The organism is Gimesia sp., from assembly GCF_040219335.1.
Classification (GTDB): Bacteria; Planctomycetota; Planctomycetia; order Planctomycetales; family Planctomycetaceae; genus Gimesia.
Map to the genome: position 1 here is coordinate 254,509 of NZ_JAVJSQ010000006.1, position 25,120 is coordinate 279,628.

The following is a 25,120-nucleotide window of genomic DNA, read 5'->3' on the forward strand; positions in this document are numbered from 1 at the left end:
CCGACTGAACTTGATAACGATATGTTCATTCCTCGTCGGCGTTCGATTTCTGAATCAGCTGCATGGTCTGTTTAATTTTCCGCAGGGTATTCAATGCGGTGAATTTCCAGCGGGGACGCTTCACCTGTGCCCACGTGAGGTAGCTGTGATGTGTGCTCATCTTCTGCTTATGGTGGCTGTTACCGGCCAGGAAATCATAGGCATCGAAGCCACGACGGAAGCACTCTTCGATACAGAGATAATCCGCGATCACACCCGGGCTCAGTTTACCCTGGTATTCAGCAGAACCACCCTGGTAGCACAGCACGCGGTTGCGGTCGATCAGGACCTGCACGCAACCGATGATGTCGTTGCCGAGCTTGACGCGGAACAACCCCATCTGTCCGCTGGGAACCAGCTTCTGAATCAGCGCTTTATGGAAATCGGTAAAACGCTGACTGGCATAGGAACCAGGTTCCCCCTCTTTCTGCCAGCGTGCCTGATGTAACTCGACCAGATCCGCAAAGATGTCCTCCGCTTCGGCAACGCTCTCCGCCCATTGTCCGTTGAGGTCGCCGTATGATTTCATGTTCTTCCGCAGATTTTTACGGGTGGAATAACCAAAGCCGGAAATGACTTCCCGTTCTTCCTCCCGGATCAATTTCAGGTCGAAATAGCGACTTTCGATTTTGCGGTAACCCTCTTCGGAAACGGGCAGGTTCCAGGCATCCAGCTCATCGCTCGCAAATCCGTCAAAGTGAATTGCATCCCAGGTTTTGTTTCTCTCGAGCAGTCCCATCAGTCCCTGCATGAAGTCAGACTGTAATTCAGTGGGAACGAGCAACGCATTGTATTCCACACACGCACTGTCGGACGCCGGTTCCCCCGCCGTTCCCAGGTGCAGCGTGTTGACAGCCAGCGGACCGTCGAACTGCGCGACCCCTTCGGTCACGAGGCAGATGCCGCAGGGGGCATTGTCTTTGGTCGCCACAACGAACGAGTAGGGGACCAGGTCGCCGAAGTATTCGATCCAGGTTGACGTCCAGACGTGTGAACACATCAGGGGAACCTCGGAGAATTGTGCTTCTACTGTTTTCCAGACTTCCAGACAGGCTGCACGCTGGCTGCTGTCATACTGAGCCAGTGACAGCGTCTGCGCCGTCTCCAGTGTCGCAGAAGCATTAGTAAGCGTATCAATCGTCTGGTGAGAACAGTCGAGTAAAGTCATTCAAATACCTGTCAGGGTTAATAGTGATTAAAGTGTTTCAGATAGAAATATTTCAGGACGTGGTTCGTTTGGGTAAAGGGTTGCCTTTTTCAAACAGCAGCCAGGTTCCAGCCAGGAAGGCTCCCCCTCCACAGGCAATACAGACCAGTGCCACCCATGAGTTCCGTATCTCAAAGAAATGCGGTAGACAGTAGGAATACGCCAATAGAGCCAGCAGCGGGGCGATGGTTGGTCCAATCGCATAACGCAGCAGTCGGCTCCGGGAGATATCCAGTTTTTTCATTGCATAGGGGAGCAGGATGCCAAGCTCTGCAAACAGAATCGGAATCGCGGTCCCCAGTGCCACGCCAACCAGTCCCAGATACTGGATCAAAATCAGCGATAAAATCAGGTTGGCCAGCGCTTCTCCCATGTAAATCAGGGACGGGACTTTCACATTCCCCATGCCGTACATCACCGAGCGGAAGATCGAGATCGGTAGTGCCACGATCCGGGCGCCCAGCAGAATTATCAGCAGTAGATGACTCTCCGGATATCCGGGGCCCACCCAGGTGTTGATCAACGTCTGTCCGAAAAAGCCTGCGCCGATGAAAAAACCGGTCACCAGCAGAAAGGAAAGGGACACGCCGTTCAGAACCAGCTTCTGTAAGGCACAGTGGTCCTCATTGGCATTCAACTCTCCTGCCCGAGGCATGAAGACCTTGCCGATCTGGGCAATCGGCATATTGATAAACTGTGTCAGTCGTAACGCGATGTAATAAGGGACGATCATGGCTGGACTGAAGAAGATCCCGATCACTATGGAATCGGTGGCCTCGATCAGGGTCCAGGCGATGGCATCGATGAAGGCAAACCCACTGAACGAGCCACATTCCCGGAGGATCGACCAGTCCATATACTTTGTGCTGATGCGGAACTGTTTCAACTGGCGAAACGCAAACAGGCACTGCCCGATGTTTTCAAACAGGGTGACCGCGAGGAACACCGAGGCGATAATCAGCAGTCCCTGTTCGGCTCTCAGGAACGCCACGGTCAGAACCAGACGCAGAATCCCACTGGTCAGGTTGACTCCGCGTTCAATGTCAAACCGCTGAATGCCCATCAGCACGCCGCCAAACACGCTGCCTGCCAGGCCGACAAATACGTTCAGGCCCAGAATCAGGATGACGAGTCGGATTTCGGAGATTGGCACCGATCCCCATTCACTCAGATGGGGCGCCAGCCAGGCAATGATGCCGGCTGCCGTCAATGCCAGGAAACCCATTCCCAGGTAAATCGCGAAAATCACGTTCGCCACCTGGTTCAGGTGTTTCCAGTCCTCCTTGGCGTGATAATGCGCCACATACCGGCTGATCGTCTGGCCAAAGCCCAGGTAGAGCAAGCCCGAATAGCCGGCGATCGCGTTGATGAAAATCCAGCTTCCGTACTGCTGGTCGCCCAGAATGTGCAGTACGTAAGGCATGAGGAATACGCCGATCAACAGGCTCACCCCATGGTTGAGCCAGTTGGCACAGAGATTCCATTTTACTGATCGACGCTGATTCATGCTTGTTCTTTCGAGGAACCGTACTGACGACAGGTCAGCCGGCGAAAATTCGTACAAAAATGGCAATCGAGATCAGCATTCCCACACTGATACCAATCAGCCAGAGCTGATGTTGTTTATTCCAGTAAACGATGGGAGTAGGTCGCGCCAGACTGGCTCCCGCCAGGTTCAGATAAGCCGCAGAGACTCCTACAATCATGTAGGTAGGAACCACGTAACAGCGGGAGAGTGACATCATCCCGCCACACCAGGCTGCCAGGATCGCACAGGCGTAAGGCAGGTAACGTTCCAGTTCCCGGTTCCGCATAATTGGTTTTCCCCGGGAAGCATTCTGAAAACGCACCAGACGATACAGACCCAGAGCAGCAAAAAAGAAACAGCCGATGAACAGGGTACCGCCAAACAACCCCAGTTCCGTAAACGCGTGGACGTATGAATTATGAGCCGCGAGCCCCGCCATGTCAGAGTATTCACCCTGGCCAATTCCGAAAAACAGATTCGCAGACTTCAGGGCAGAGATCCCCTCGCGCCAGAGCAGAATTCGGTCGTGTCCGGTACCGGAGTTCAAGTCAATATTGCCCTGTCGCCCTGCGAGCACTGTCAGACCGGCAACACCCACGACTGCGCAGACAATCGCGGCTTTCTTACCATATTTCGGTAATACGAAGACCATGCCTGCGATGCCCAGAGTCAACAGGCCGCCGCGTGAGCGGGTATCCAGCAGACCGATCATCAGGATGATCATGCTCACGATCCACAGGAACCGAAACGAGCTCTTGACCGGATCGTTGAAAAAGTAGAGGCACAGCATACCGGTGGCGACAATCAGTACGGACAGGTCGTTGGGATCCTGGAAGATCCCGGTACCCCGCATCCGGAAGACGCGAATGACTTCACCCGCATCTGAGACGCCGTCACGGTCGCTGACGTGTTTGATGAATTCAAAGTCGATGATCCCGGCATAGTCAATCACACAGAGCAGAATCATCGCCGATGACGAGATCGCCACCGTTTTCAGCAGTCCCTTCAGACGCTTGGGAGAATCGATAATGGAGATGAGTAGAATGTAATAAATCAGTGTTTTCAGGAATGCGACTGTCGATGTCCGTACCCCGTAGAGGTACATATGCGATAAATGTGACATCGCCACAGCGACCAGCACCCCAATCACGCACAGCGTTATCGGCTGACGTTTCAGGTTCGGAAACTGCACCACACGCTTGATCTGATCCAGTGACAGAAAGAAGGATGACAGGATCAGCACTTCATAGATCGGCAGTCCCTTCAAAGCCGGAACCAGCTCCGCGGGTCTCAAAAACAGATTGATGTTGACCAGCAGGAACAGGATGTAAGCATTGTGGGGAGCCGAATTTCCCCCGATGATCGATTGAGGCAGGGGGCGGCGGCGTGGAGCAGCCGCGTTTTGAGCGCGCATGCTCTGCGTATCGGGCATTCTCGTACTGGGAGCGGCCCGCTCGGCAGGAGGACTGGATGAATTTCCTTGGTTAATCATCGAACTCGATTCAGTTGGAAATCCGCGTTTCCGTATATCCGGAACGGTACAGAGTTTCAGGCTCTTCAATCCGGATATTTTGACATTGCGCACTTACTGAAAAGATAGATCAGGAACCGGCTGCATGTGGCGAGAATTCAACGTTTCCCTCGCTTTCCGGGCTGTAATAATTGCTACAACCGTCAAGGGCTGAGAAAGTTCGTGGTGAGATGAATCGGGGTCACTGCAAAAGCAGCACGTTTGATCAATTGAATCATTTCGTGCTTCCCGTTATCTTCTCTGTCCTCGTGTATACGTTTTACTAATAATCCCTCTAAAAAAACGACCTGGTAGAGTAATGGCGACCCTGATTGATATATCCAATGTGACCAAGAGTTACGGTGCTCAGGAACTGCTGAAAGAAGCTTCTGTTTCACTGGCCGACGATCAGAAAGTCGGTTTCATCGGACGCAACGGTGCCGGCAAATCGACCCTCTTACGGATTCTGCTCGAAGAAGAATCTGTCGACAGCGGGCAGATCGCGCGGCATCCCAATCTGCGCGTCGGCTATCTGAGACAGCACGATCCGTTTCAGGAGGGGGAAAGTGCACTCGACTTTCTGATGCGCGACAGTGGTCAGCCCGAATGGAAATGTGGCGCCGTCGCCGGCCAGTTTGAATTGAAAGGCCGGTTCCTCAACGGTCCCGTCAAGGAGCTCTCCGGTGGTTGGCAGACCCGCGTCAAGCTGGCAGCCCTGTTGCTGCACGAACCTAACTTCCTCATGCTGGACGAACCGACCAACTTCCTCGACCTGCGTACTCAGCTGCTACTCGAAGACTTTCTGAAAGATTACCGCGGTGCCGTGCTGGTCGTCTCCCACGATCGTTCGTTTCTGAAAGCCGTCTGCTCCCAGACCCTCGAACTCAAACGGGGTAAACTCACCCTCTTCAACGGCGATGTCGATCAGTATCTTGAAAACCAGGACATTCTCCGTGAACGGGACGAGCGAACCAACGCCACCGTAATGGCCAAACGCCGTCAGCTGGAAACCTTCATCGCTAAGAATAAAGCGGGCGCCAATACCGCTTCACAGGCCCGCAGTAAACAGAAACAGCTGGAACGCCTGACAATCACCGAAATCGAAAGCGCTGAATCGACGGTGCATATCGTCATTCCGCAGACCGAAAAACGGCAGGGGGTCGCGCTGGCCTGCGAACAGCTGGCAATTGGTTATCCCGATCTTAAGGTAGCCGATGACATTACACTCGAAATCGAACACGGCTCTCGGGCCGCCATTGTGGGGGATAACGGTCAGGGGAAAACCACCTTCCTGCGGACCATAGCCGGTTCGCTGTCTCCCAAAGACGGGGAACTCCGCTGGGGCTATCATTGTAATGTCGCCTGTTACGCGCAGCACGTTTATACATCGTTACCCGATAAAATGACGATTCGCGAGTACCTCGAGCACGAGTCTGCTCCCGGCACAACCGCGCAGCAGATTCTGAACGTCGCCGGAAGCTTCCTTTTCAAGGAACAGGCTCTGGATAAGAATATCAAGGTCTTGAGTGGGGGCGAGCGGGCACGGTTGTGCCTGGCGGGAATTCTGCTCGGCAACTATTCCATTCTGATCCTCGACGAACCGGGCAACCACCTGGACGTCGAGACGGTCGAAGCACTGGGAGACGCTCTGGTAGGCTTCCAGGGAACCGTGATCTTCACCAGCCACGATCGGCATTTCATGGGTAAGGTCGCCACCGATGTGATCGAAGTCGCCAACGGCTCCGTCAAGAGTTACGAAGGGGACTACGACGCCTATCTCTACCGGGTTAAAAAAGAGGTCGCTGACGGGCACCGCGAGGCGAATCAACAGTCGGTCGCGAAACAGGAGCAACAGAGCAAACAGGACGCTCCCCGGGAAAAAGGCTACGGGGGAAAAATCAAGGAAGCCCGCAAAGAGCTCTCTGCCATCGAACGTAAAATTGCGCAGCTGGATGAGAAAAAGAACAGCATCAACGAAAAGTTTCTGAAAGCCACCAGTCCGGGTCAGGCGCAGGAACTGCATGAGGAAATGCAGCCCCTCGTCGATGAGATCGGCGAACTGGAAGTCCGCTGGATGGAGCTCTACGAGTTCCTGGAGCAGTAAGCACTGTCTGGACCAGCCCGGGTTAAAGCGATATTTGCAGCGTTACTCAGCTCAATACTCTTTGACCCGGATGTTTTTATACTCCACATGACTGCCATGGCCCAACAGGCCGATATGACCACGCGCGCGTTGGAGACCGGGGTGTTTTTCGAGCACCTTGGGGTCTTTGATGTCCGCCAGGTCGGTCTGCAGAACAGGCATGTCATTAACAATCACGGTGATTTTCGAACCGCGGCAGATGATTTCCTCGTGGTTCCATTCTCCGGCCGGTTTCAATGCACCTTTCTTCGCCGGGATGACGTCATACACTGAGCCATGATATTGGGTCGGCTTCAGCTTCTTCGGGTAGCCTTTGTTATCCAGTACCTGGATTTCGATCCCTTCGTAAGCGGGCCTTTGATCGACGAGGGGACAGCGGATGGCAATCCCGTTGTTGGCTCCCTCGGTGAGTTTGAAATCGAATTTCAGACTGAAGTCGCCAAATTCTTTCTCGGTAAACAGGAAGCCCCCTCCATCAGACGGACAAATCAGCTTGCCATCAGCAACATGATACCCTTTGCGGTTGGCCCGCTTTAACGTCCAGCCGGTCAGATCCTTGCCGTTGAACAGAGGCTTGTATTCAGCCGCCTGTTCCTCTGCAGGAGATTCACACGAGATCGGCAGTGTATACTGTTTGAGCCACAAATCATCGGACTCTTGCAGATAGTTCAGCAGCTTATCCGAGAGCGCTCTGCGGACATCCTGGTATTCGGGCTGACAGGCCACGTTGATGACCTCGTCTGGATCCTGTTTCAGATCGTACAGCTCGACTTCGTCACGGAACAGGAATTTGTGCACGGTCCGCTGCCCGAGTGTCGGTTCCTGCAAACGCAGTGTTTCATTCCAGGTGGCCCGCGAAAGGGTATCTATCGGCAGGGGGTACTTCGATCGCCATTCCAGGTTCCAGATCAGTTTATAGTCGCGGGTCCGAATCGTCCGCATCGGATAATACATGGTCACTTCATGAAAGTTGTGCGCTAGAATGGCATCGTCCCAACCGGGAGTGTGCTGCTGACCGACCGTCGGCAGCATGCTCCGCCCCTGCAACTTGTAGCGAGGCCCTTTGGTCTGGGTCCAGTCCAGCACCGTCGGAGTGACATCGAGCAGCGAGACCATCGCGTCTGAAACGACTCCCTGTTTCTCGGCCGGCAGTCCCGGTTCGCGGATAATCATCGGCACATGCACTCCCGGATCGTAATGGTTGGCCATCGCTCCGGGTTCAGAGGAACCGTGATCGCTGGTGAAAATGACCAGCGTATCGTCGGCGTGTCCCGCTCCTTCCAGTGCCTTGAGTATACGACCAATGCCGGCGTCCATATAGCTGATCTGCTGGTAATAGCCGGCCAGTCCTTCGCGTACTTCAGGTCGATCGGGCAGATAACGGGGCACCTGGATCTGGGCAGGATCGTATTCCTCTACAGGCATTCCGGGTTCGGGAGCTCTCACACCCCATTCCGGTTGTGTGCGGGAGGTCGGATGCGGATCGTGAAAACCCAGTACCAGGAAGAACGGTTCATCACTTTCCTGCTGGATAAACTCGGTAGCCAGGTCGGACATCGCCTTGACCGCGTAACTGCCAACTTTAGGTTGAAAATCGATTGTGGTGTCTTCCGGCCAGAGATGGTATTTGCCGATCATCCCCGTCCGATACTTGTTTTTATCAAGCAGCGCGAAAACGGTCTCAACATGAGGTCTCAGTCGAAAATTATGCGCACCGTGCGGATGTCCGTACTGCCCGTTCGCATAAGTCTGTAACCCGGTATAAAACACACCGCGACAGGGACCGCAGGAAGCAGTGGTCGCGAATGCATACTGGTAGCGCGTCCCTTCCCGGGCCAGTTGATCGATATGCGGTGTCTTGATTACCTTGTTGCCGTAGCAGCCACAGTCTTCCTGGTTCTGATTGTCAGAAAACAGAATCAGTACATTTTGCCGCGCTTTCGCAAAAGACTCCGCGGGCACGAACAACAGACCGGATAATACGACCAGATAAAACAGACACCTCATATGAAAACCTCATGTTGGCGAGTCGTTGACTGAATTAAAGAGCGTTGAAAACTTATTTCTTCTTGGGGATTTCGCCCGTTGCCTGATTGATCAGCACCCGTTGACGGACTTTGCCGGAAACCGGTTTGCCAGCCAGAACGTCCTCCTCGGTAAAGGTCGTCATCAGAATATTCTTGTCGCCGGTTCGGGAGTAATCGTAGATGATGTAGATCGTACCATCTTTGCTCTGCACACCGTCTGGATAGGAGACTCCCGGCCGTTCATCCAGCAGCAGGCCTCCCTCCCAGGTCTTGCCATCATCCTTTGAGATGTAAGCTGTCAGATCACGTCGCGTCTTGCGGTCGGCAGGGTTGTGTCGTACCAGCAACAGATTGCCGGAATTCAGCCGGCGAATAAAGAAGCGGGCGTTGATATGCGGAATGGTCGACGCTTTCCCGGCAGACCAGGTCTTACCTCCGTCCGTGGAAATTGATTCGCCAATACCGTAACGCGTACGCACCAGAGTCCACAGGCTGCCATCTTTGCGTTCGACAATCATATGTTCGTCGAAAGTACGCTCGGGAACATCGGTCTGTCCCAGCAGTTCAAACGTTTTGCCCTGATCCCGTGAGATAATAATGTTACCGCCCCGTTCCTCAGGTAAATCGAAACGGTACTCAATCGCCTCTTTAGCCGGTTGTTTCCAGACGGCCACAGGCAGCAGCCAGTCGCCGTTCGACAGGACCGTGGGCTTATTCATCATGATCCCGTTGCAGATGCGACGTGGTTTACTCCAGGTCGGATTCTCCTTGTCGGCTTCATCGGTCGTAATTGCCCAGACACCACTGCGTCCGTCCCACCAGCGGTAAGACTGTGCCCAGAACAGCCACAGCTTTCCCGAGGGATCCCGCCATAACGCGGGATCGTAAGCACGCACGGGGCCAGGCGGATCGATGACCAGTTTAGGACCCGACCAGGTTTTGCCATCATCACCACTGGTTACCAGAATGACGTAGTTCAGTTCCCCTTCCGTCGTACCACCGGAATACCAGAGGGCCCACAGACGACCATCTTTGGAGCGTTCCAGTCCCGGGATTCCCTGGAACATCCGCGTGTCATCCGCGTATTCCGGACCGGGATTCGTATTGATTGGCGGAGCAACCAGGGCGGGATCAGATTGATCATCCGGTTCGGCACTGATGCCTTTGATTGGAGTCAGTACAGAGCAGGTGATCAGAAAAGCGAAGCAGGCGGTAAACAGAGAGCGCAAAATGAGACCTCATTAGCTGGTAGAACGTCATGTCGGATCAATGGTTTTAAGGCAAACCGAGACTGAAGCCATGCTAGCAGATCAACGCACCCGTGGCGAGTATTCAGATCAACAAACGGCGATGTGAATCCGGTTTTCGGGTACGCGTGAAAAGTGTTCTGCAACCTTAGATCTGGAACCGGAACTGGACAGACTGTCCAACCTGACCTAGAGTATGGTTGCAGAGTCTGTGCTTCCGACAGACTGCCCCCCATTCATCTTGCTTCATTAGACGCTTAAGGGATTCCATGGATTTAACGGAACTGATCATCCTGCTGGTAGTTTCAGGACTGTGTGGCAGTATCGCCCGGGCACTGGCCGGCTCGACGCGCGGGGGCTGCCTGGTGTCGATTGCGCTGGGATTTATCGGCGCTCTGATCGGCAGCAAACTCGCCATGGCTCTCGAACTGCCCGAAATTCTCTCGATTCCGCTGGGTGGGCGAAACTATCCGGTGGTCTGGTCCATTATCGGGGCGTCCCTGTTTGTTGCCGTCCTCAGCCTGCTCTCCGGTCGCAAACGTCTTTAAACTTCCGAAACCGGCAGGTCGTTTATCCCCCGGTTCTCATCAATCCCGCTCCGCGCCGGCATTGCAGATTCCGGAAGCTGAACTTAACATGTCCGTGTGCAAGCGATTCCCGACCATGCGAGTCGGGTTTTTTTATATCCATGTGAGCGGAAGTGCTGAGTAATGTCACTGTTGAGCTTGAGTGAAGTCTCCTTTACCTGGAGTGGTCCGCCACTGCTGGATGGCATCAGTCTCGAAATCAATGCGGGAGAACGCATCGGGCTGCTGGGACGAAACGGGGCCGGTAAATCCACGCTGATGAAAATCATCGCAGGCGAACTGGATGCGGACCACGGGGACATCAAACGCGATAAAGACCTCCGCGTGGCACGACTCGTTCAGGAAGTCCCCGCAGGAGGCGCACACCAGATCCATGAATTCGTCGCGGAAGCGGCGGCCCCCTTCTACGAGCATGACTGGGAAGTCGATCATGCTGTCGATCAGATCCTCGCTCGCATGGGGCTGGTCGGCGATGAAATCTTCGAATCCCTCTCCTCGGGTATGAAACGCCGGGTATTACTGGCGCGGGCAATTGTGCAGGCGCCGGACATCCTGCTACTCGACGAACCGACCAACCATCTGGATATTCCCGCAATCAAATGGCTGGAACAGTTCCTGCAATCCTATGAGGGAACACTCCTGTTCGTCACTCATGACCGGGTCTTCCTGCAGGCTCTGGCAACGCGGATCATCGAAATCGACCGCGGTCACATGTACGACTGGACCTGCGACTACGATACCTTCCTCAAACGCAAAGAAGCGTTTCTCGAAGCGGAAGAAAAACAGAACGCATTATTCGATAAGAAGCTCGCAGAAGAAGAGGTCTGGATCCGACAGGGTATCAAGGCCCGTCGTACCCGCAACGAAGGACGCGTCCGAGCCTTGAAGAAAATGCGGGAAGAACGCAAACAACGCCGCACCCAGGTGGGGAACGTCAATCTGCAGGTTGCCAGTGCCGACCGCTCGGGGCAAATGGTGATCGAAGCCAAAGATGTCTCGTTCTCGTATGGTGACGAACCGGTCATTCGCAACTTTACGACACTCATCTCTCGGGGAGACAAAATCGGAATCATCGGCCGCAATGGTGCCGGCAAGACCACGCTGTTGAAATTGATGCTGGGAGACTTACAGCCGGACAGTGGCACGATTCGTGTCGGAACCAATCTGGAAGTCCTGTACTTCGACCAGCTCCGCGAGCAGATCGAAGAAGAGAAAACGGTGATCGAAAACGTTGGTGAAGGTCAGGAGACGCTCACCATCGATGGCAAACCCCGCAACATTTACGGTTACCTGCAGGATTTTCTCTTCACGCCGGAACGGGCCCGCCGACCGGCCCGCTTCCTCTCCGGGGGGGAGCGCAACCGGTTATTACTCGCCAAGCTCTTCAAACGCCCGGCCAACCTGTTCGTGCTGGACGAACCGACCAACGATCTGGATGCAGAAACCCTGGAACTGCTGGAAGAACTGATCTGTAATCATCCCGCAACGCTGCTGCTTGTCAGCCACGACCGGGCCTTTCTGAATAACGTGGTCACCGCCACACTCGTCGTTGATGGAGATGGAACCGTCAAGGAATACGCAGGCGGTTACGATGATTATCTCAGACAGTCCGAAAACAGCAAAGCCGTCGAAGAGAAGAAGCCAGAGTCAAAAAACCAACCAGTAGCCAGCCCGGAAAAAACCAAGCCGAAGGCCAAGCTGACTTATAAAGAAGAACGGGAACTGGAACAGATTCCTCAACAGATCGAAGCACTGGAACAGGAACAGACCGAACTGCAGTCGGCGATGTCTGATCCTGACTTTTTTAAACAGAGCAATGATGTCATTACGGACGCTTCAAATCGTCTGCAAACGATTCAGAGCGAACTGGAACGTCTGCTCGAACGCTGGGAAGAACTGGAATCGCGCGTTCAATAACCGCGGATTCAAACCACGAAGGAGATACCATGCGCCTGTTTGAAGGAACTCCCTTTGATCGACCTCCCCGCTGTGAAAAATGCGATCAGCTGGAAGAAGAGTGCATCTGCCCGCCCGAACCACCGTTTCGAATTCCTCCCGAGCAGCAGACCGCGCGGCTGTCGATTGAAAAACGCAAAAAGGGGAAACGCGTCACCGTGATCCGAGGTTTACCCGCGGAAGGCAACGATCTCCCTGAACTCTTGAAACAGATCAAAGACCGCTGTGGCGCCGGCGGCGCACTCAAGGACGAAGATCTGGAAATTCAGGGAGAACAACTGGACCGGGTCCGCGAGACTCTCCAGCAGATGGGCTTCAAGGTTAAAGGTTGAATCTCCCGCTGCTTAAATTTCAGGTGCCGTTTCGTAAGGGATTTCGACCGGATAGAAATCCTGCTTTCTACGCTGGTGATTCAGTTTGGCAAAGTCGTGCGTGTGAATCGCGCGGGCTTCCACGTTGAAGATCGAGCCGGCGAATGGTTCAAAACTGGCTCGGAAGTGCGCCGATGATTTGACTGAGATGTAGTTCATCGATTCACAATCAATTCCCAGCGTCTTGGAAAACGCCGGGCCGAAAGGCTGTTCGCGGGCAGTCACCACCACCACGTTGACACCATCCTGCTGAATCCAGGCAGAGGGACCCATGTTCCCCGTCAGTCCTGCATACATCGGGCCATCGTACTTGAACTCGCCCTGAGACAGTGCTTTGACGGTGGCTTTCATCTTCACCGGAGGCCCCTGAATCGGATCAGACTTGCCGCCGACCTCAGTTTCAATTGTGCCTCCCACGCCAGCTTCATGTGCCAGCGCCACGACCTCGGGATCGACGATATACAGAATCAAAGCCTTGTCCAGTTTCATGTCCAGAAAGGTCTGCAGGATCTCGGTCGAATCGCCGGCGGTACCACCACCTGTATTATCAGCATGGTCAGCCAGGATGATCGGAAACTTGCCAATTTCCTGTCCCTCTTTGATCGCATCGTTGACCGAGAAAGGCAATTTGTACCAGCGTCGCCGCCGTTCCCAGATCCAGCCACTCAGTTCGTCCGCCGTTTTGTCTGCCAGTTCCTGGTCATTGTCAGCCACGACGATGATCGACGGTCCGACCTCAGGTATATCGGCCCAGGGGAATCCCGTCGAGACGGTGACGCCTAGAATACCGGGGCGGGTTTCGATTTCGTGTGCGTAATCCATGACCTCTCTCATCGGCATGTGTGCGGTTACCTGGCAGGCAGTGCTCCAGAACAATGGAATCTGCCGGAGTGTCATCACCGGTTTGACCTCGCCATTGATAATCCGCACGATGAGATCCGCGGCTTCCTGCCCGCGCTCATTCATGTCGATATGCGGATAGGTATCGTAACCCAGGATGGCGGTCGCCTGTTCCACGCGGAGTGGAGAATGGTTGCCGTGCATGTCTGGAGTCACCAGGATCGGCCGGTCGTCCCCCAGGTATTCGCGTACTTTCGAAATGAAGTGGCCGTCGCCATCCTCAATGCCATCGATGACCATCGCCCCGTGCAGGTCGAGCAGCACACCGTCGACCGGGCCCCCTTCGTCTTCGGCCGCTTTCAGCCGCTCCAGGAACTCAGCCAGCAGATCGTCATAAGTCTTCCGTTCAATCAGACCGCTGGGAAATGCAAACGTCCACAGCAGCGGAATCAGTTCGAATCCGTGTCGTTTGGCTGCGTCAATGAAGCCGCCAATACAGACATTTGCGCCGGGAAACGTCTCCATGATCTCCTGACCACGAAACAGACCACGGTCATTGATGAAATCATTCAGCGTGGTAGGAAGATCAGAGTAAGTGCTGGTTTCATGAAGCACACCGCCGGTTGCGATTCGCATGAGGAAGACTCCTGGGAGGTTAGTGGGATGGATGAGCACCAGAGGTACAGATCGGATCTGTGTTATTTAACATAGTTAAAGATTTCAGAAAAAGAAAGCGAATCCACACTCTGGTTTCCTCTTTTCAGAATGTCTGATTTTCATTATGTAGTGAGTCTGCCAGTCAGGCCTCTCCTCCAGAAACTTTCGAACATAGAGCCGGTAACATGAAGATTGCGATCGCAGGTGGTGGTATCGCGGGGACGGCTGCCGCAGCTCTGCTCGCCAGACAGGGGCATTCTGTGACGCTCTTTGAACAGGCGGTGCATTGTGGTCCGGTGGGGGCGGGGATCATGATCCAGCCTGTGGGACAGTGGGTTCTCCAGCAGTTGGGCCTCTATGAACAGATCGCTGCGGAGTCCGCTCGACTTAATGCGATTGAAGCCGTCCGGGAGTCAGGTAAGCGTCTGATTCGTCTGGAATACCAGCGACTGCATTCCGATCTGTTTGGGCTGGGAGTGCATCGGGGGCGTCTGTTTGCCGCCTTGCTGAACCTCGCTCAACAGGCGGGAACTGAAATACGCGAAGGATCCCGGGTGATCGGATACCAGAGTGGATCAGCCGGATTGACCCTGCACTTGGAACAGGGAGAATGTGCAGAGCAGTTCGATTTTCTGATCGCCGTCGATGGCTCGCGTTCTCAGCTGCGTTCGGTCAGCGGGATTCCGCAGCGGGGCGTCGAATACGAGTACGGGGCGCTTTGGGCCACGGGAAAATGCACCGCGGTTCGCGATCATCTGCTGCAGCTGGTCTCGGGGACACGTCGGCTGGCCGGGCTGTTACCTATCGGGCAGGATGAATGCAGCTTCTTCTGGGGACTGACGGCAGACCAGTTTTCCCGCTACCAGCAGCAGGGGTTCGACCAGTGGAAACAGGAAGTGCTGACGCTCTGTCCGCTGGCAGAAGAACTGGTGAGTCAGACTACCGGCTTTCAGGATTACACCTTTACCACTTATCGCAGCATCTCACTTCGTAACTGGCATGCAGAGCGTGTCATTTTTATGGGAGACGCCGCTCACCCCACCAGCCCGCATCTGGGGCAGGGGGCCAATCTGGCACTGGAGGATGTCTGGATCTTCGCCGAATGCCTGCAGCAGCAGGGGGACTTTCAGTCTGCCTGTCACCTCTATGAATCCCGCCGACGCAGCAAGCTTCGTTTCTATCAGCGGATCACGGGCTGGCTCTCGCCGTTCTTTCAATCGCCCGGAGTACTCCGCGGCTGGGGCCGCGATCTCAGTCTGCCCGTCATGAGTCAGACTCCAGTCTTGCGCGAGCAGATGCTCAAAACCCTCTGTGGCTTCAAGACCGGCTGGTTACACAGTTCTCAGCCTGGTAAGTAGTCGTCGTTCACCGCGGACCCCGTTTGAGAAACAGGTGAATCAAAAAACCGAGTCCCAGTCCGGTCGCCACCATGATCCAGAAGGGGTAGGGAGTCAGGTACTGTTCGTAGCCGTGCCGAAAGTTGGAACCGAAAATCGTACTGAGGGTGGCGATCGGGAAGAAATAAGCGATGAGCAGATTCAGTCGATGCGACGAAAGTTCGATGCGTGCTGAAACTTTGGCCTGTTCTTCCGCCTGTTTCGCGACGATATATTCCAGTGCATTTTTCGCATCGGTAATCAGCAGTTCGGCGGTTCGTTCCAGTCGATAGGCATTATCGCGATAGTCGATCAGCAGTTTGTCTTTCGGAATCGCCTCGCGTGCCAACTGCAGGGCCTGCGTGGCATGCGCCAGGGCCCGATACAGAGGCCCCAGGTGATTCAGGACTTCGAGGTAATCGAGCGAGCTGGTCGCCTGGTCTACCTTTTCGTCATAGTTTTCCAACAGCGTCTCATATTCTTCGAAGTGCGTACTCAACGCATCGGGACTGCTTTTGAATTCAGAAGCGTGCCAGGTGGCATCCGGTTCACGCCAGAAGAAACGGCCTTTACGATAAGTGTCTTCCGGCTCAGGAGGCGCGTGCAGGATGATCAACAGGTGTCCTTCTGCAACCATGGTTCTCTGTCGCCCGACCTGTTTCCCCAGTCGATCTTGAAATTCGGCCGGGACATTCCACGTCGCCGGTAATACTGAAGAATCCTGCATCTTGCTGCTCAATCTCTTTTTAAGTCAAATGAGAATTGCATTTAGAGTGTCTAAGTGAGTAGTATGCCTGTTACTACGGGCCGCGTATATATGGAAATGATCCGGATTCTGAGATACTTCAAGACGAATGCCAGGTCTTGGTAGCGATTAAAGGGAGCACTGTGAACGATTCACCCGTCCGATTTTCAATTCTCAAATCTTTAGTCTTACTCTGTCCCCTTACGCTGCTGCTCAGTGGCTGTAATCAGCCGCCTCCACCACCGCAGATGAAACCGCCTGCCGTCACAGTTGCAGAACCGGTTGTCAAACAGGTGGTCTTCAATGAAGATTTCACCGGAACACTGGCTTCCGTCGCTTCCGTGGATATTCGCGCCCGCGTCGCAGGATTTCTGGAAAAGATCGACTTCCAGCCATCGGACGATGTCAAAAAAGGGCAGTTGCTGTTTGTGATTCAGCAGGACGAGTACCAGGCGGCTCTGGATAAAGCCAATGCTCAGATGGAAGCGGCCAAGGCACAACTTGTCGATGCTCAGGCAACCCTGGATCGCTATACCGAACTGTTAAAGAAACAGGCGGTCACGCCCCAGGATGTGAACGATGCCACCGCAGCCCGTGATAAAGCCAAGGCAGCTGTCATGGGAGCGCAGGCGGATATCGAACAGGCTCAGATTAATATGGGCTATACCACAATCAAATCTCCCATTGACGGCAAGATCAGTCGAAACCTGGTCGATGTCGGCAACCTGGTCGGGTCGAGTGAGAATACACTGCTCTCGTCTATTGTGACGATGGATCCAATCTATGTCTATTTTGATGCCAGCGAGCGTCTCTGGCTGCAGGCTTTAAAGAAAAAAAGATCACCCACTGATAAAAATCCACTGCAGGTGCATGTGGGGCTCTCAGACGAAGAGGGCTATCCACATATCGGTACCATCGACTTTGCAAATAACAAAATCGATCCGGGTACCGGTACAATACAGTTGCGAGCGGTGCTGGAGAATAAGCAAGGTTTTCTGTATCCCGGTCTGTATGTTCGTGTCCGCGTGTATGGCGATCCGATTCCCGGAGCGGTACTGGTTCAGGACGTCTCGATCGGCACCGACCTCGCAGGGAAATACCTGCTGATCGTGGGGAAAGATAACATCGTTGAGAAGCGACAGGTGGAAATCGGTCAGCTCGATAACGGTATGCGGGTGATTCTGAAAGGGATCAAGCCGGGAGAGAAATATATCGCAGAAGGCATTCAGCGCGCCCGTCCCGGGAAACCGGTGACGATTACCAATAATCAGCCTGCAGGAAACCAGCAGAACGCCGGTGGTCAGCAGCAGAATAAACAGGCAGCACCGCAGCAGGCAAAACCCGCCGCGGAACCGAAGAAAACCGGTGATGCGCAGGGTAAACCTGCCGCTGCAACTGACAACAAGCAGAACTGAGCCGCGACAGGGCCATGTAGTTTGATTCTCTGATTTGCCTGACTGAATATTTAAACGAAACGGACGACGATGTTTTCCCGGTTTTTTATCTATCATCCGATTTTTGCCAGCGTGATCTCGATCGTCATCGCCATTGTCGGTGCCATCTCGCTACCGCTGTTACCCGTGGAACTCTTTCCGGACATCACACCTCCCACGGTTGCCGTCACCGCCACCTATCGTGGTGCGGATGCCGACGTGGTCGCCGATACCGTCGCCACCCCGATCGAAGAGCAGGTCAATGGTGTGGAAAACATGCTCTACATGTCTTCCAGCAGTACCAGCGATGGGAACATGACGCTCACCGTCACGTTTGACGTTGGTACCGACTTGGACATGGCGAACGTGCTGGTGCAGAACCGCGTCGCGATCGCCAATCCGTCACTTCCCGAAGACGTCAAACGGGAAGGCGTTACCACCAAGAAAAAATCCACCAACATGACTCTGGTGATTGCCCTCAATTCGCCGGACGAAACCTTTGATGAACTCTACCTGAGCAACTACGCCTCGATTAATATCAACGACGAGCTGAAACGAATTGATGGGGTCAGTGACGTCAATGTGGTGAATGCCAAGGATTTCGGCATGCGGATCTGGCTGAACCCAAATCAGCTCGATACCCGTAATATCACCACGACTGACGTGGTCGATGCACTCCGACAGCAGAACGTGCAGGTGGCCGCTGGTTCAATTGGTCAGGAACCCAATCCCGATAACCAGGATTTCCAACTGACTGTGACAACCCTCGGTCGTTTAACCGATCCCAAACAGTTTGCTGACATTATCATCAAAACCGGCGAAGAAGGGCAGATCACCCAGATCAAGGATGTGGCTCGCGTCGAACTGGGGGCGCAAGACTATTCCGGTTATTCCCAACTGGATGGCAAACCGGCCGCTTTGATCGCGATCTACCAGTTACCCGGTGCGAATGCACTCGATGTTGCCGAGAAGTCACGTAAGGTATTGGAACGTCTCAAAAAAGACTTTCCCAAAGGGCTGGAATATTCCGTCCCTTATGACTCCACCGAGTTTGTGACTGCTTCAATTGATGAAGTGGTCACAACCCTGTTCATGGCACTTTTACTGGTGTTTATCACCATTTTTGTCTTCCTGCAGGATTTCCGCGCCACATTGATTCCTGCGGTGACCATCCCGGTATCACTCCTGGGGACCATGGCGGTTATGCTCGCCATGGGCTATACGATTAACACGCTCTCCCTGTTCGGAATCGTGCTGGTCATCGGGATTGTCGTCGACGATGCCATCGTGGTGGTTGAAAACGTGACCCGTATTCTCGATACGGAAAAGTGTTCTCCCAAGGAAGCGACCGCAAAAGCGATGATGGAAATCACCGGTCCGGTGGTTGCGACTACCCTGGTGCTGCTGGCGGTCTTCGTACCCACCATGGTTCTGCCAGGGATCACCGGTCGCCTTTACCGTCAGTTCGCATTGACGATTTCCATCGCTACCCTGTTTTCCTCCGTCTGTGCGTTGACACTCAGTCCCGCGATGTGCGGTATCATGTTGCGTCAGACGAAAGAGCGACAGGGACTCTTCTTCCGTGGTTTCAACTGGTGTTTTGACCGGTCACTGAATGTCTACATGAGAATCGTCAAAACCTGTGTCCGACGCGCGTTTATTATGCTCATCCCGATGCTGGTCATTTTTGGCGCGACCGGAGTCGGTTTCATGTCCGTGCCGGGCGGCTTCCTGCCCAACGAAGACCAGGGTTATATTTTCGTGAATACGCAGTTGCCTGACGGTGCCGCTCTGAACCGGACCCGCGTCGTACAGAACCGGATTAATAAACTCGCTGCGGATCTCCCCTCCGCAACACACGTGATTACCATGGGGGGCTTCTCGATGTTGAATAACTCGAACGCCTCCAACTATTCTACAACCATCATTGCGCTGGAGAACTGGGACAAAAGACAGTCTCCCGATCTGCACGTCTTTGCCCTGGTGCCGCGCTTACAGAAGGAACTGGCCCAGATTCAGGAATCGATCTGCTTCGCCTTTATTCCCCCTGCTATTCAGGGACTGGGTAATGCGGGGGGATTCCAGATTCAGATACAGGACCGCAGCGCTGCCGGAATGGATGTCCTCCAGATGGCCACAACCGATCTCATGGACCGTGGGAACTCAGATCCGATTCTGCGGGGCTTAAATACCAGTTTCAGTGCCACTGTGCCTCAGATCTATCTGGATATCGACCGCGAAAAAGCCATCAAGATGGGCATCCCCCTGAATTCCATTTTCGATACCCTGCAGGCGGAACTGGGGTCGACCTATGTCAACGACTTCAACCTTTTCAACCGGACTTTCAAGGTCATGGTTCAGGCGGATGAAGACTACCGCAGTAAAGTGGCGGACATCACGCGTCTCAAAGTCCGCGATCGACGTGGCAGCATGGTTCCCCTGCATACCCTGGTCAAAGTCAATAACAGTGCCGGACCGCAGGAAGTAGATCACTACAATCTCTATCCGACCTCTGCGATCACCGGTAACCCGGCACCAGGATACAGTTCCGGTCAGGCAATTCAGCGAATGGAATTACTCTGTAATGAAGTTCTTCCCGAGGGCTTCGGGTATGAGTGGACCGGGATTGCCTATCAGCAGATTGAAGCCGGGAACATGGCTCCGTTCATATTTGCGATGGCTCTGGTCTTTGTGTATCTGTTTCTCTGTGCCCAGTATGAAAGCTGGTCGATTCCACTATCCGTGATTCTGTCGGTTCCTCTGGGAATCTTCGGTGCGATTTTCGCGACTATGTTACGTGGGATGGACAACAATATCTACACCCAGGTCGGCTTCGTGCTCCTCATTGCACTCGCCAGTAAAAACGCGATTCTGATCGTCGAATTCGCGAAATTGCAGCGTGAAGCTGGGAATTCGATTCGCGATGCAGCCATTGAAGCCTGTAATCTCCGTTTCCGGCCGATTCTGATGACCGCGTTCTCCGCGATTCTGGGGGCGATTCCTCTGGCAATCGCATCGGGAGCCGGAGCCGCGAGTCGACAGGCATTGGGAACCGCGGTGGTCGCAGGTCTTACCGCTGCCACATTATTCGGCGTGGTGATGGTGCCTGTCATGTATGTGGTGATCCAGATCGTGAGCGAATGGATGACCGACAGCAAACCGGATTCCAAGATCATCTCCGAGTCAACTCCCCCTGCGAAATAAACACCGCGTGCAGAACAGACGGGTTGTAATCTCTCGGGGCGCTTTACTGGAACCCACGCTGCCGACTGGCTTCGTAGAGCAGTATCCCTGCAGAGACAGCGACATTGAGCGACTCGGTCTGTCCCTGTTGCGGAATGCGGATGAGATGCGAACAGGCGGCAAGCAGATCCGGATGCAGTCCCGTTCCCTCATTCCCCACGATGAGAGCCGTGGGGTGTGTGAAGGAATAGTCGACGAGCGTATCCTCCGCCTGCATCGCTGTTCCCAGCACGTTGATTTTTTCTGACTTCAACTGCTGACAGAATGCGACCAGATTCGGCACTTGTGCCAGTGGAACATGATTCACCGCCCCAGCCGAAGTGCGGCAGACGAGGCTGGTCACATCGCATTGCTCCTGCTCACCAAGAAATATCGCATCCGTTCCCAGAATTTCGGCCGAACGAATGATCGCTCCAAAATTATACGGGTCCTGAACCCGATCCAGAATCAGGTAGAGCGGTGTGCCTGTCGTCTGCTGTCGAATCTGTTCCGGGTCTGCATACGGGAAGGGGGCCATCTTGGCGATCATTCCCTGGTGGTCACCGGCTCTGCATTTTTGTGTCAGTGTTTTATCTGACGTAATCACAACCGGCACGGAATGCTTTGTAGCGCAGGCTTCGAGTTCCTCAAGCTCTTCGGCAGGCAGTCTGTCAGAGAGGTACAATTCCCAGATCGTCCAGAAGCCGGCAGACAGTGTTTCCCGAACTGCATTTCTTCCCCAGATCCAGCATTTCTGGTGGTTTCCCAGCAGAGGCTTATTTTTCTTTACTTTAGAATGCTTTCCGACCATAGGAATTCTTTGTAAGTTTGTTTATTCTATATTTCAGCATATCGCAGTGAATAACGAATATTGCTGCGATTTGACAGAAACTATTATCCTGCAACAGGAATCAGTTTGCAGTGGGGCCACACCGCACGCATCTTAGCGGAATGCATGAACTCTCTCCACTCTGAATCACATCACTGTCATTCGAACATGAAAAGAGATAGAGGCGATCATTTTGTCCGGAAATCCAATTATTTATAAATCGTACGAATGGGAAAGACTGAGAATCGCATCCCGTTTCAATGCCAGTTTGATGGATCATCTGCGCCCGTATGTCAAACCGGGGATTACAACGGACGAAATCAATCAGGTGGTTCACGAATACACGGTATCCAACGGTCATACACCTGCCACCTTAGGCTATCATGGCTTTCCCAAGAGCTGCTGCATCAGTATCAATGAAGTCGTCTGCCATGGGATTCCCGATGACACCGAGCTGAAAGAAGGCGACATCGTCAACGTGGATATCACCAGTATCGTGGACGGCTGGTACGGCGATCAGTCGGAAACCTTCCTGGTCGGCGAAGTCTCTGAGGAAGCCCGAAAGCTCGTTCAGGCGACTTATGAATCCCTGTTTCTGGCGATCAACACGATCAAGCCCGGTTCCAGTGTCATCGAGATCGGTGAAGTGATTTATGATTTCGCGACGGAACTCGGTTACGGAGTCGTCCGGCAGTACCAGGGACATGGCATCGGACGTGATTTCCATACCGACCCCGGCATTCCCCATTACCCAGTCTCAGGCTCAGAACGCGATCTGCTGCTGCCTGGAATGTGTTTCACCATTGAACCAATGTTGAACGCCGGTACCTGGAAAACCGTTGAAGACCGCAGCGACGGCTGGACAGTCCGCACCAAGGACGGCAAGCTTTCGGCTCAGTTCGAACATACGATTCTGATGACCGATACCGGCCCGGAAATTCTGACGCTGACCAAAGAAGGTCCTCAACCAGGGCACCGTTTCTAAACGCACCGCTGTCACAGCAGACGGTAGCCGTTCCAGACATTCACAGTCTCTGCGCTTGCTGCTGCGCGGTATCTGAACAGAGTATCGCTTCTAAATCCCGCGAATTTTATTTCAGTTCTCATGCGCCACAGGAGGCGTACGCTTGCAACCTGAGGAAACTGCAGGGTATGGTAATAATTACTTAAGATTGTTACTGATATGCTCGCGTGACCCTTTGCACACAATCAGGTATGGAGTTGAGATGCTGCGATCCTTCCTGCTGCCGCTGTTGTTCCTGTTGATATCCACCGCAGGCTTTGCCGAAAACAGAAAACTGGACTGGGTGAAGGTCACCGAAAAAGCGGACTGGCAACCCCGTGACTCACAAGGGGAGCTGGTTTATAAAGACCAGCTCTGGATTTTTGGAGGCTGGTTCAATTCTTACGAAGCACCTCCCCGCGATGTCTGGAAATCTTCCGACGGTAAGAAATGGTCACTGGTTACGAAACAGGCACCCTGGATTCACAGCGACCTGCCGATGACGGTCGTCTTCAAAGACAAGATGTGGCTCATGGGAGGCTGGTATAACGGTCGGCTCCCCGGTCACTCCGCCGGGAATCAGGTCTGGTCATCCGAAGACGGAAAAGAATGGGATCTGGTTACCAAACAAGCGAACTGGACTCCTCGACTGGCAGCCGCACTCGTCACCTTCAAAGATAAGATGTGGCTGCTCGGCGGATCCGAGAACTATTACTTCGGCGACGAGAAAAGCCTCAAAAACGATGTCTGGTATTCCGACGATGGGAAAGAATGGAAGCTGGCCACGGAACACGCCGGCTGGACTCCCCGGGCCTATCACCAGGCTGCTGTATTGAACGATAGAATTTATGTGTTTGGTGGTGGCAATTATACACCCGAATATCACGCGAATAATGACGTCTGGAGTTCCGCAGACGGCGTTCACTGGAGACAGGAAACAGCCCACGCCCCCTGGCACGAGCGGCTCTGGTTCTCTTCCGTCGTCTATCGAGATCGCATCTGGGTGATTGGCGGCTGGTCCAATAATCCCTCAACCAACAAGCAGGACGTCTGGTATTCCCAGGATGGCAAAAACTGGACCGAGCTGAAATCGGACGTCGTCTGGAAAGAGCGGCACGAGCATTCAGCTTTCGTCTTCCAGGACAAAATCTGGCTGGCCGGCGGCCATGCGCAGCCACTCAGCAGTCAGGTCTGGTCCCTCTATGTGCCTCCTAACTGGTTCGACCAGCAGAAGCAGAGTGCTTTCCCCTCGAGTGATTTTCCCAAAACGCTAGCCAAGCTCGAAGCTGGCAAACCGACGAAGGTTGTCTGTTTCGGGGATAGCGTGACCGGCGTCTATTATCACACCGGCAGTCGTCGTGCTTATACAGACATGCTGGGTATTGCCCTGCAGAAAGCGGTTCCTGGTTCTCAGCCGGAAATGATCAATGCCGGCATCAGTGGACACACCACCGTGAATGCGTTGTCGCGCATCGAACGGGATGTGCTCAAGCATCAGCCTGACCTGGTTACGGTCATGTTTGGACTGAACGACATGACGCGGGTTCCGCTGGAAGATTATGAGAAAAACCTGCACGCGATTGTGAAACAGTGTCGTGAGGCGGGGGCGGAAGTCCTGCTCTGTACGCCCAATGCCGTGATTACCACCACCAGTCGTCCCGCAGAAAAACTGGTTAAATATTGTGATGTCGTCCGCAAAGTGGGTACTGAGTTGAACGTGCCTGTCTGTGATACCTATCAGCAACTGTCTGCACTGCGGAAACAGGCTCCGCTCGCCTGGCGAATGCAGATGAGTGATGAAATCCATCCCAACATGGCGGGACACAAAAAAATGGCAGAGCTGTTAGCGGCATCCATTACGGGAAACATGGTCTCATTGGATGATGTGAAACCGCTGGAGATCGCGATTCCACGTACCAGAAGTCTCATCAAGGACAAGCGGCCGATCAAAGTCATTGCCCAGCCCCCTCTGGATCAGCTGATTCGGTCAGTGCTACCGGAAATCGCTCCTGAAGCCAAACTGGAAGTCACCACCTGGGATACGTCCGGAAAAACGCTCAAGCAGATCGAAGCTGATGCAAAACAGCTCATCCGTCCGGCGAAACCGGATCTGGTTCTGCTGGCGATTCCCCGCACTGCACAGGCCAAATCACAGGAAGAGTTCATCCGCAGTATGATGTGGACCATGAATTACTCACTCAATTTCGGTACGGGAGGCTGGGACTGTGTCGTTTTCCATCCGGATGTGTTTGATGCAGAACATCCAGTCACAGAAAACGACAAATTCACCCGCCAACTGGTATTGGGGCAGGACCTGACTCTCGTCGATCGTTCCAAGGGAGACAAGGCTTCCGCAGCAGAACTGTTGAAGCAGTGGTTGAAGTCTCAGCTCGACTGATT

17 protein-coding genes are annotated in these 25,120 nt (G+C 53.9%); 9 read left to right on the plus strand and 8 right to left on the minus strand.

All coding sequences use genetic code 11. The features are described 5' to 3' along the window. Positions 1–25: 25 nt before the first annotated feature. From RID21_RS07085 to RID21_RS07095, 3 genes are read right to left on the minus strand one after another with little or no spacing between them, the layout of a single operon-like run. Entirely contained in the window at positions 26–1,207 is a 1,182-nt protein-coding gene (locus RID21_RS07085) for a GNAT family N-acetyltransferase (RefSeq protein ID WP_350187960.1), read from the minus strand. Between the two features lie 52 nt (positions 1,208–1,259). Continuing rightward, a complete protein-coding gene (locus tag RID21_RS07090) occupies positions 1,260–2,753 on the minus strand; it encodes an oligosaccharide flippase family protein (RefSeq protein WP_350187961.1) in 1,494 nt (497 codons plus the stop codon). Positions 2,754–2,787: 34 nt separating this feature from the next. After that, positions 2,788–4,266 (minus strand): O-antigen ligase family protein, encoded by a 1,479-nt coding sequence (locus RID21_RS07095; RefSeq protein WP_350187962.1) that lies wholly within the window; start codon positions 4,264–4,266, stop codon positions 2,788–2,790. Positions 4,267–4,603: 337 nt separating this feature from the next. Between RID21_RS07095 and RID21_RS07100 the strand changes: the two genes are divergently transcribed. Further along, positions 4,604–6,388, plus strand: a complete 1,785-nt coding sequence (locus tag RID21_RS07100; RefSeq protein ID WP_350187963.1) for an ABC transporter ATP-binding protein — start codon at positions 4,604–4,606, stop codon at positions 6,386–6,388. Between the two features lie 51 nt (positions 6,389–6,439). Here the strand turns inward: RID21_RS07100 and RID21_RS07105 are convergent, their stop codons facing one another. Together RID21_RS07105 and RID21_RS07110 are read right to left on the minus strand one after the other, a co-directional pair. After that, on the minus strand, positions 6,440–8,434 hold the full coding sequence (locus tag RID21_RS07105) for a 3-keto-alpha-glucoside-1,2-lyase-like domain-containing protein (RefSeq protein ID WP_350187964.1): 1,995 nt from the start codon (positions 8,432–8,434) through the stop codon (positions 6,440–6,442). A 52-nt stretch (positions 8,435–8,486) separates the two neighbouring features. Then, entirely contained in the window at positions 8,487–9,683 is a 1,197-nt protein-coding gene (locus RID21_RS07110; protein WP_350187965.1) for a sialidase family protein, read from the minus strand. A 287-nt stretch (positions 9,684–9,970) separates the two neighbouring features. On the opposite strand from RID21_RS07110, the gene RID21_RS07115 reads away from it, so the two are divergent. The 3 genes from RID21_RS07115 (at position 9,971) to RID21_RS07125 (ending at position 12,576) form a co-directional block, all read left to right on the plus strand. After that, positions 9,971–10,249, plus strand: a complete 279-nt coding sequence (locus tag RID21_RS07115; RefSeq protein ID WP_145041419.1) for a hypothetical protein — start codon at positions 9,971–9,973, stop codon at positions 10,247–10,249. Positions 10,250–10,411: 162 nt separating this feature from the next. Further along, positions 10,412–12,205 carry an ATP-binding cassette domain-containing protein gene (locus RID21_RS07120; protein WP_350187966.1) on the plus strand — a complete coding sequence of 598 codons (1,794 nt, stop codon included), beginning with the start codon at positions 10,412–10,414 and terminating at the stop codon, positions 12,203–12,205. Between the two features lie 29 nt (positions 12,206–12,234). Beyond that, entirely contained in the window at positions 12,235–12,576 is a 342-nt protein-coding gene (locus RID21_RS07125) for a translation initiation factor (RefSeq protein WP_145185866.1), read from the plus strand. Positions 12,577–12,588: 12 nt separating this feature from the next. Here RID21_RS07125 and RID21_RS07130 read toward each other — a convergent pair whose 3' ends face one another. Then, positions 12,589–14,091, minus strand: a complete 1,503-nt coding sequence (locus RID21_RS07130; RefSeq protein ID WP_350187967.1) for a M81 family metallopeptidase — start codon at positions 14,089–14,091, stop codon at positions 12,589–12,591. Positions 14,092–14,297: 206 nt separating this feature from the next. Between RID21_RS07130 and RID21_RS07135 the strand changes: the two genes are divergently transcribed. Further along, positions 14,298–15,470, plus strand: a complete 1,173-nt coding sequence (locus tag RID21_RS07135) for an FAD-dependent oxidoreductase (RefSeq protein WP_350187968.1) — start codon at positions 14,298–14,300, stop codon at positions 15,468–15,470. A 7-nt stretch (positions 15,471–15,477) separates the two neighbouring features. On the opposite strand, the gene RID21_RS07140 is transcribed toward RID21_RS07135, so the two are convergent. Then, positions 15,478–16,215: a CorA family divalent cation transporter gene (locus RID21_RS07140; protein WP_350187969.1), complete on the minus strand. Its 738-nt coding sequence runs from the start codon at positions 16,213–16,215 to the stop codon at positions 15,478–15,480. A 161-nt stretch (positions 16,216–16,376) separates the two neighbouring features. Between RID21_RS07140 and RID21_RS07145 the strand changes: the two genes are divergently transcribed. Both RID21_RS07145 and RID21_RS07150 read left to right on the plus strand, forming a co-directional pair. Next, on the plus strand, positions 16,377–17,648 hold the full coding sequence (locus RID21_RS07145) for an efflux RND transporter periplasmic adaptor subunit (protein WP_350187970.1): 1,272 nt from the start codon (positions 16,377–16,379) through the stop codon (positions 17,646–17,648). A 69-nt stretch (positions 17,649–17,717) separates the two neighbouring features. Beyond that, entirely contained in the window at positions 17,718–20,870 is a 3,153-nt protein-coding gene (locus tag RID21_RS07150; RefSeq protein WP_145185851.1) for an efflux RND transporter permease subunit, read from the plus strand. A 43-nt stretch (positions 20,871–20,913) separates the two neighbouring features. On the opposite strand, the gene rlmB is transcribed toward RID21_RS07150, so the two are convergent. Continuing rightward, entirely contained in the window at positions 20,914–21,699 is a 786-nt protein-coding gene (rlmB, locus tag RID21_RS07155; protein WP_350187971.1) for a 23S rRNA (guanosine(2251)-2'-O)-methyltransferase RlmB, read from the minus strand. A 205-nt stretch (positions 21,700–21,904) separates the two neighbouring features. Between rlmB and map the strand changes: the two genes are divergently transcribed. Both map and RID21_RS07165 read left to right on the plus strand, forming a co-directional pair. Then, positions 21,905–22,702, plus strand: coding sequence for a type I methionyl aminopeptidase (gene map / locus RID21_RS07160; protein ID WP_409999482.1), 798 nt, complete (start codon positions 21,905–21,907; stop codon positions 22,700–22,702). Positions 22,703–22,943: 241 nt separating this feature from the next. Continuing rightward, positions 22,944–25,118, plus strand: a complete 2,175-nt coding sequence (locus RID21_RS07165; protein ID WP_350187972.1) for a Kelch repeat-containing protein — start codon at positions 22,944–22,946, stop codon at positions 25,116–25,118. The last annotated feature ends 2 nt before the right edge of the window (positions 25,119–25,120 follow it).

What these genes read in the sequence shown, in the direction of transcription:
- RID21_RS07085 (WP_350187960.1), bottom strand. Translation starts at nt 1,207, where the DNA reads ATGACTTTACTCGACTGTTCTCACCAGACGATTGATACGCTTACTAAT.
- RID21_RS07090 (WP_350187961.1), bottom strand. Translation starts at nt 2,753, where the DNA reads ATGAATCAGCGTCGATCAGTAAAATGGAATCTCTGTGCCAACTGGCTC.
- RID21_RS07095 (WP_350187962.1), bottom strand. Translation starts at nt 4,266, where the DNA reads ATGATTAACCAAGGAAATTCATCCAGTCCTCCTGCCGAGCGGGCCGCT.
- RID21_RS07100 (WP_350187963.1), top strand. Translation starts at nt 4,604, where the DNA reads ATGGCGACCCTGATTGATATATCCAATGTGACCAAGAGTTACGGTGCT.
- RID21_RS07105 (WP_350187964.1), bottom strand. Translation starts at nt 8,434, where the DNA reads ATGAGGTGTCTGTTTTATCTGGTCGTATTATCCGGTCTGTTGTTCGTG.
- RID21_RS07115 (WP_145041419.1), top strand. Translation starts at nt 9,971, where the DNA reads ATGGATTTAACGGAACTGATCATCCTGCTGGTAGTTTCAGGACTGTGT.
- RID21_RS07120 (WP_350187966.1), top strand. Translation starts at nt 10,412, where the DNA reads ATGTCACTGTTGAGCTTGAGTGAAGTCTCCTTTACCTGGAGTGGTCCG.
- RID21_RS07125 (WP_145185866.1), top strand. Translation starts at nt 12,235, where the DNA reads ATGCGCCTGTTTGAAGGAACTCCCTTTGATCGACCTCCCCGCTGTGAA.
- RID21_RS07130 (WP_350187967.1), bottom strand. Translation starts at nt 14,091, where the DNA reads ATGCGAATCGCAACCGGCGGTGTGCTTCATGAAACCAGCACTTACTCT.
- RID21_RS07135 (WP_350187968.1), top strand. Translation starts at nt 14,298, where the DNA reads ATGAAGATTGCGATCGCAGGTGGTGGTATCGCGGGGACGGCTGCCGCA.
- RID21_RS07140 (WP_350187969.1), bottom strand. Translation starts at nt 16,215, where the DNA reads ATGCAGGATTCTTCAGTATTACCGGCGACGTGGAATGTCCCGGCCGAA.
- RID21_RS07150 (WP_145185851.1), top strand. Translation starts at nt 17,718, where the DNA reads ATGTTTTCCCGGTTTTTTATCTATCATCCGATTTTTGCCAGCGTGATC.
- rlmB (WP_350187971.1), bottom strand. Translation starts at nt 21,699, where the DNA reads ATGGTCGGAAAGCATTCTAAAGTAAAGAAAAATAAGCCTCTGCTGGGA.
- RID21_RS07165 (WP_350187972.1), top strand. Translation starts at nt 22,944, where the DNA reads ATGCTGCGATCCTTCCTGCTGCCGCTGTTGTTCCTGTTGATATCCACC.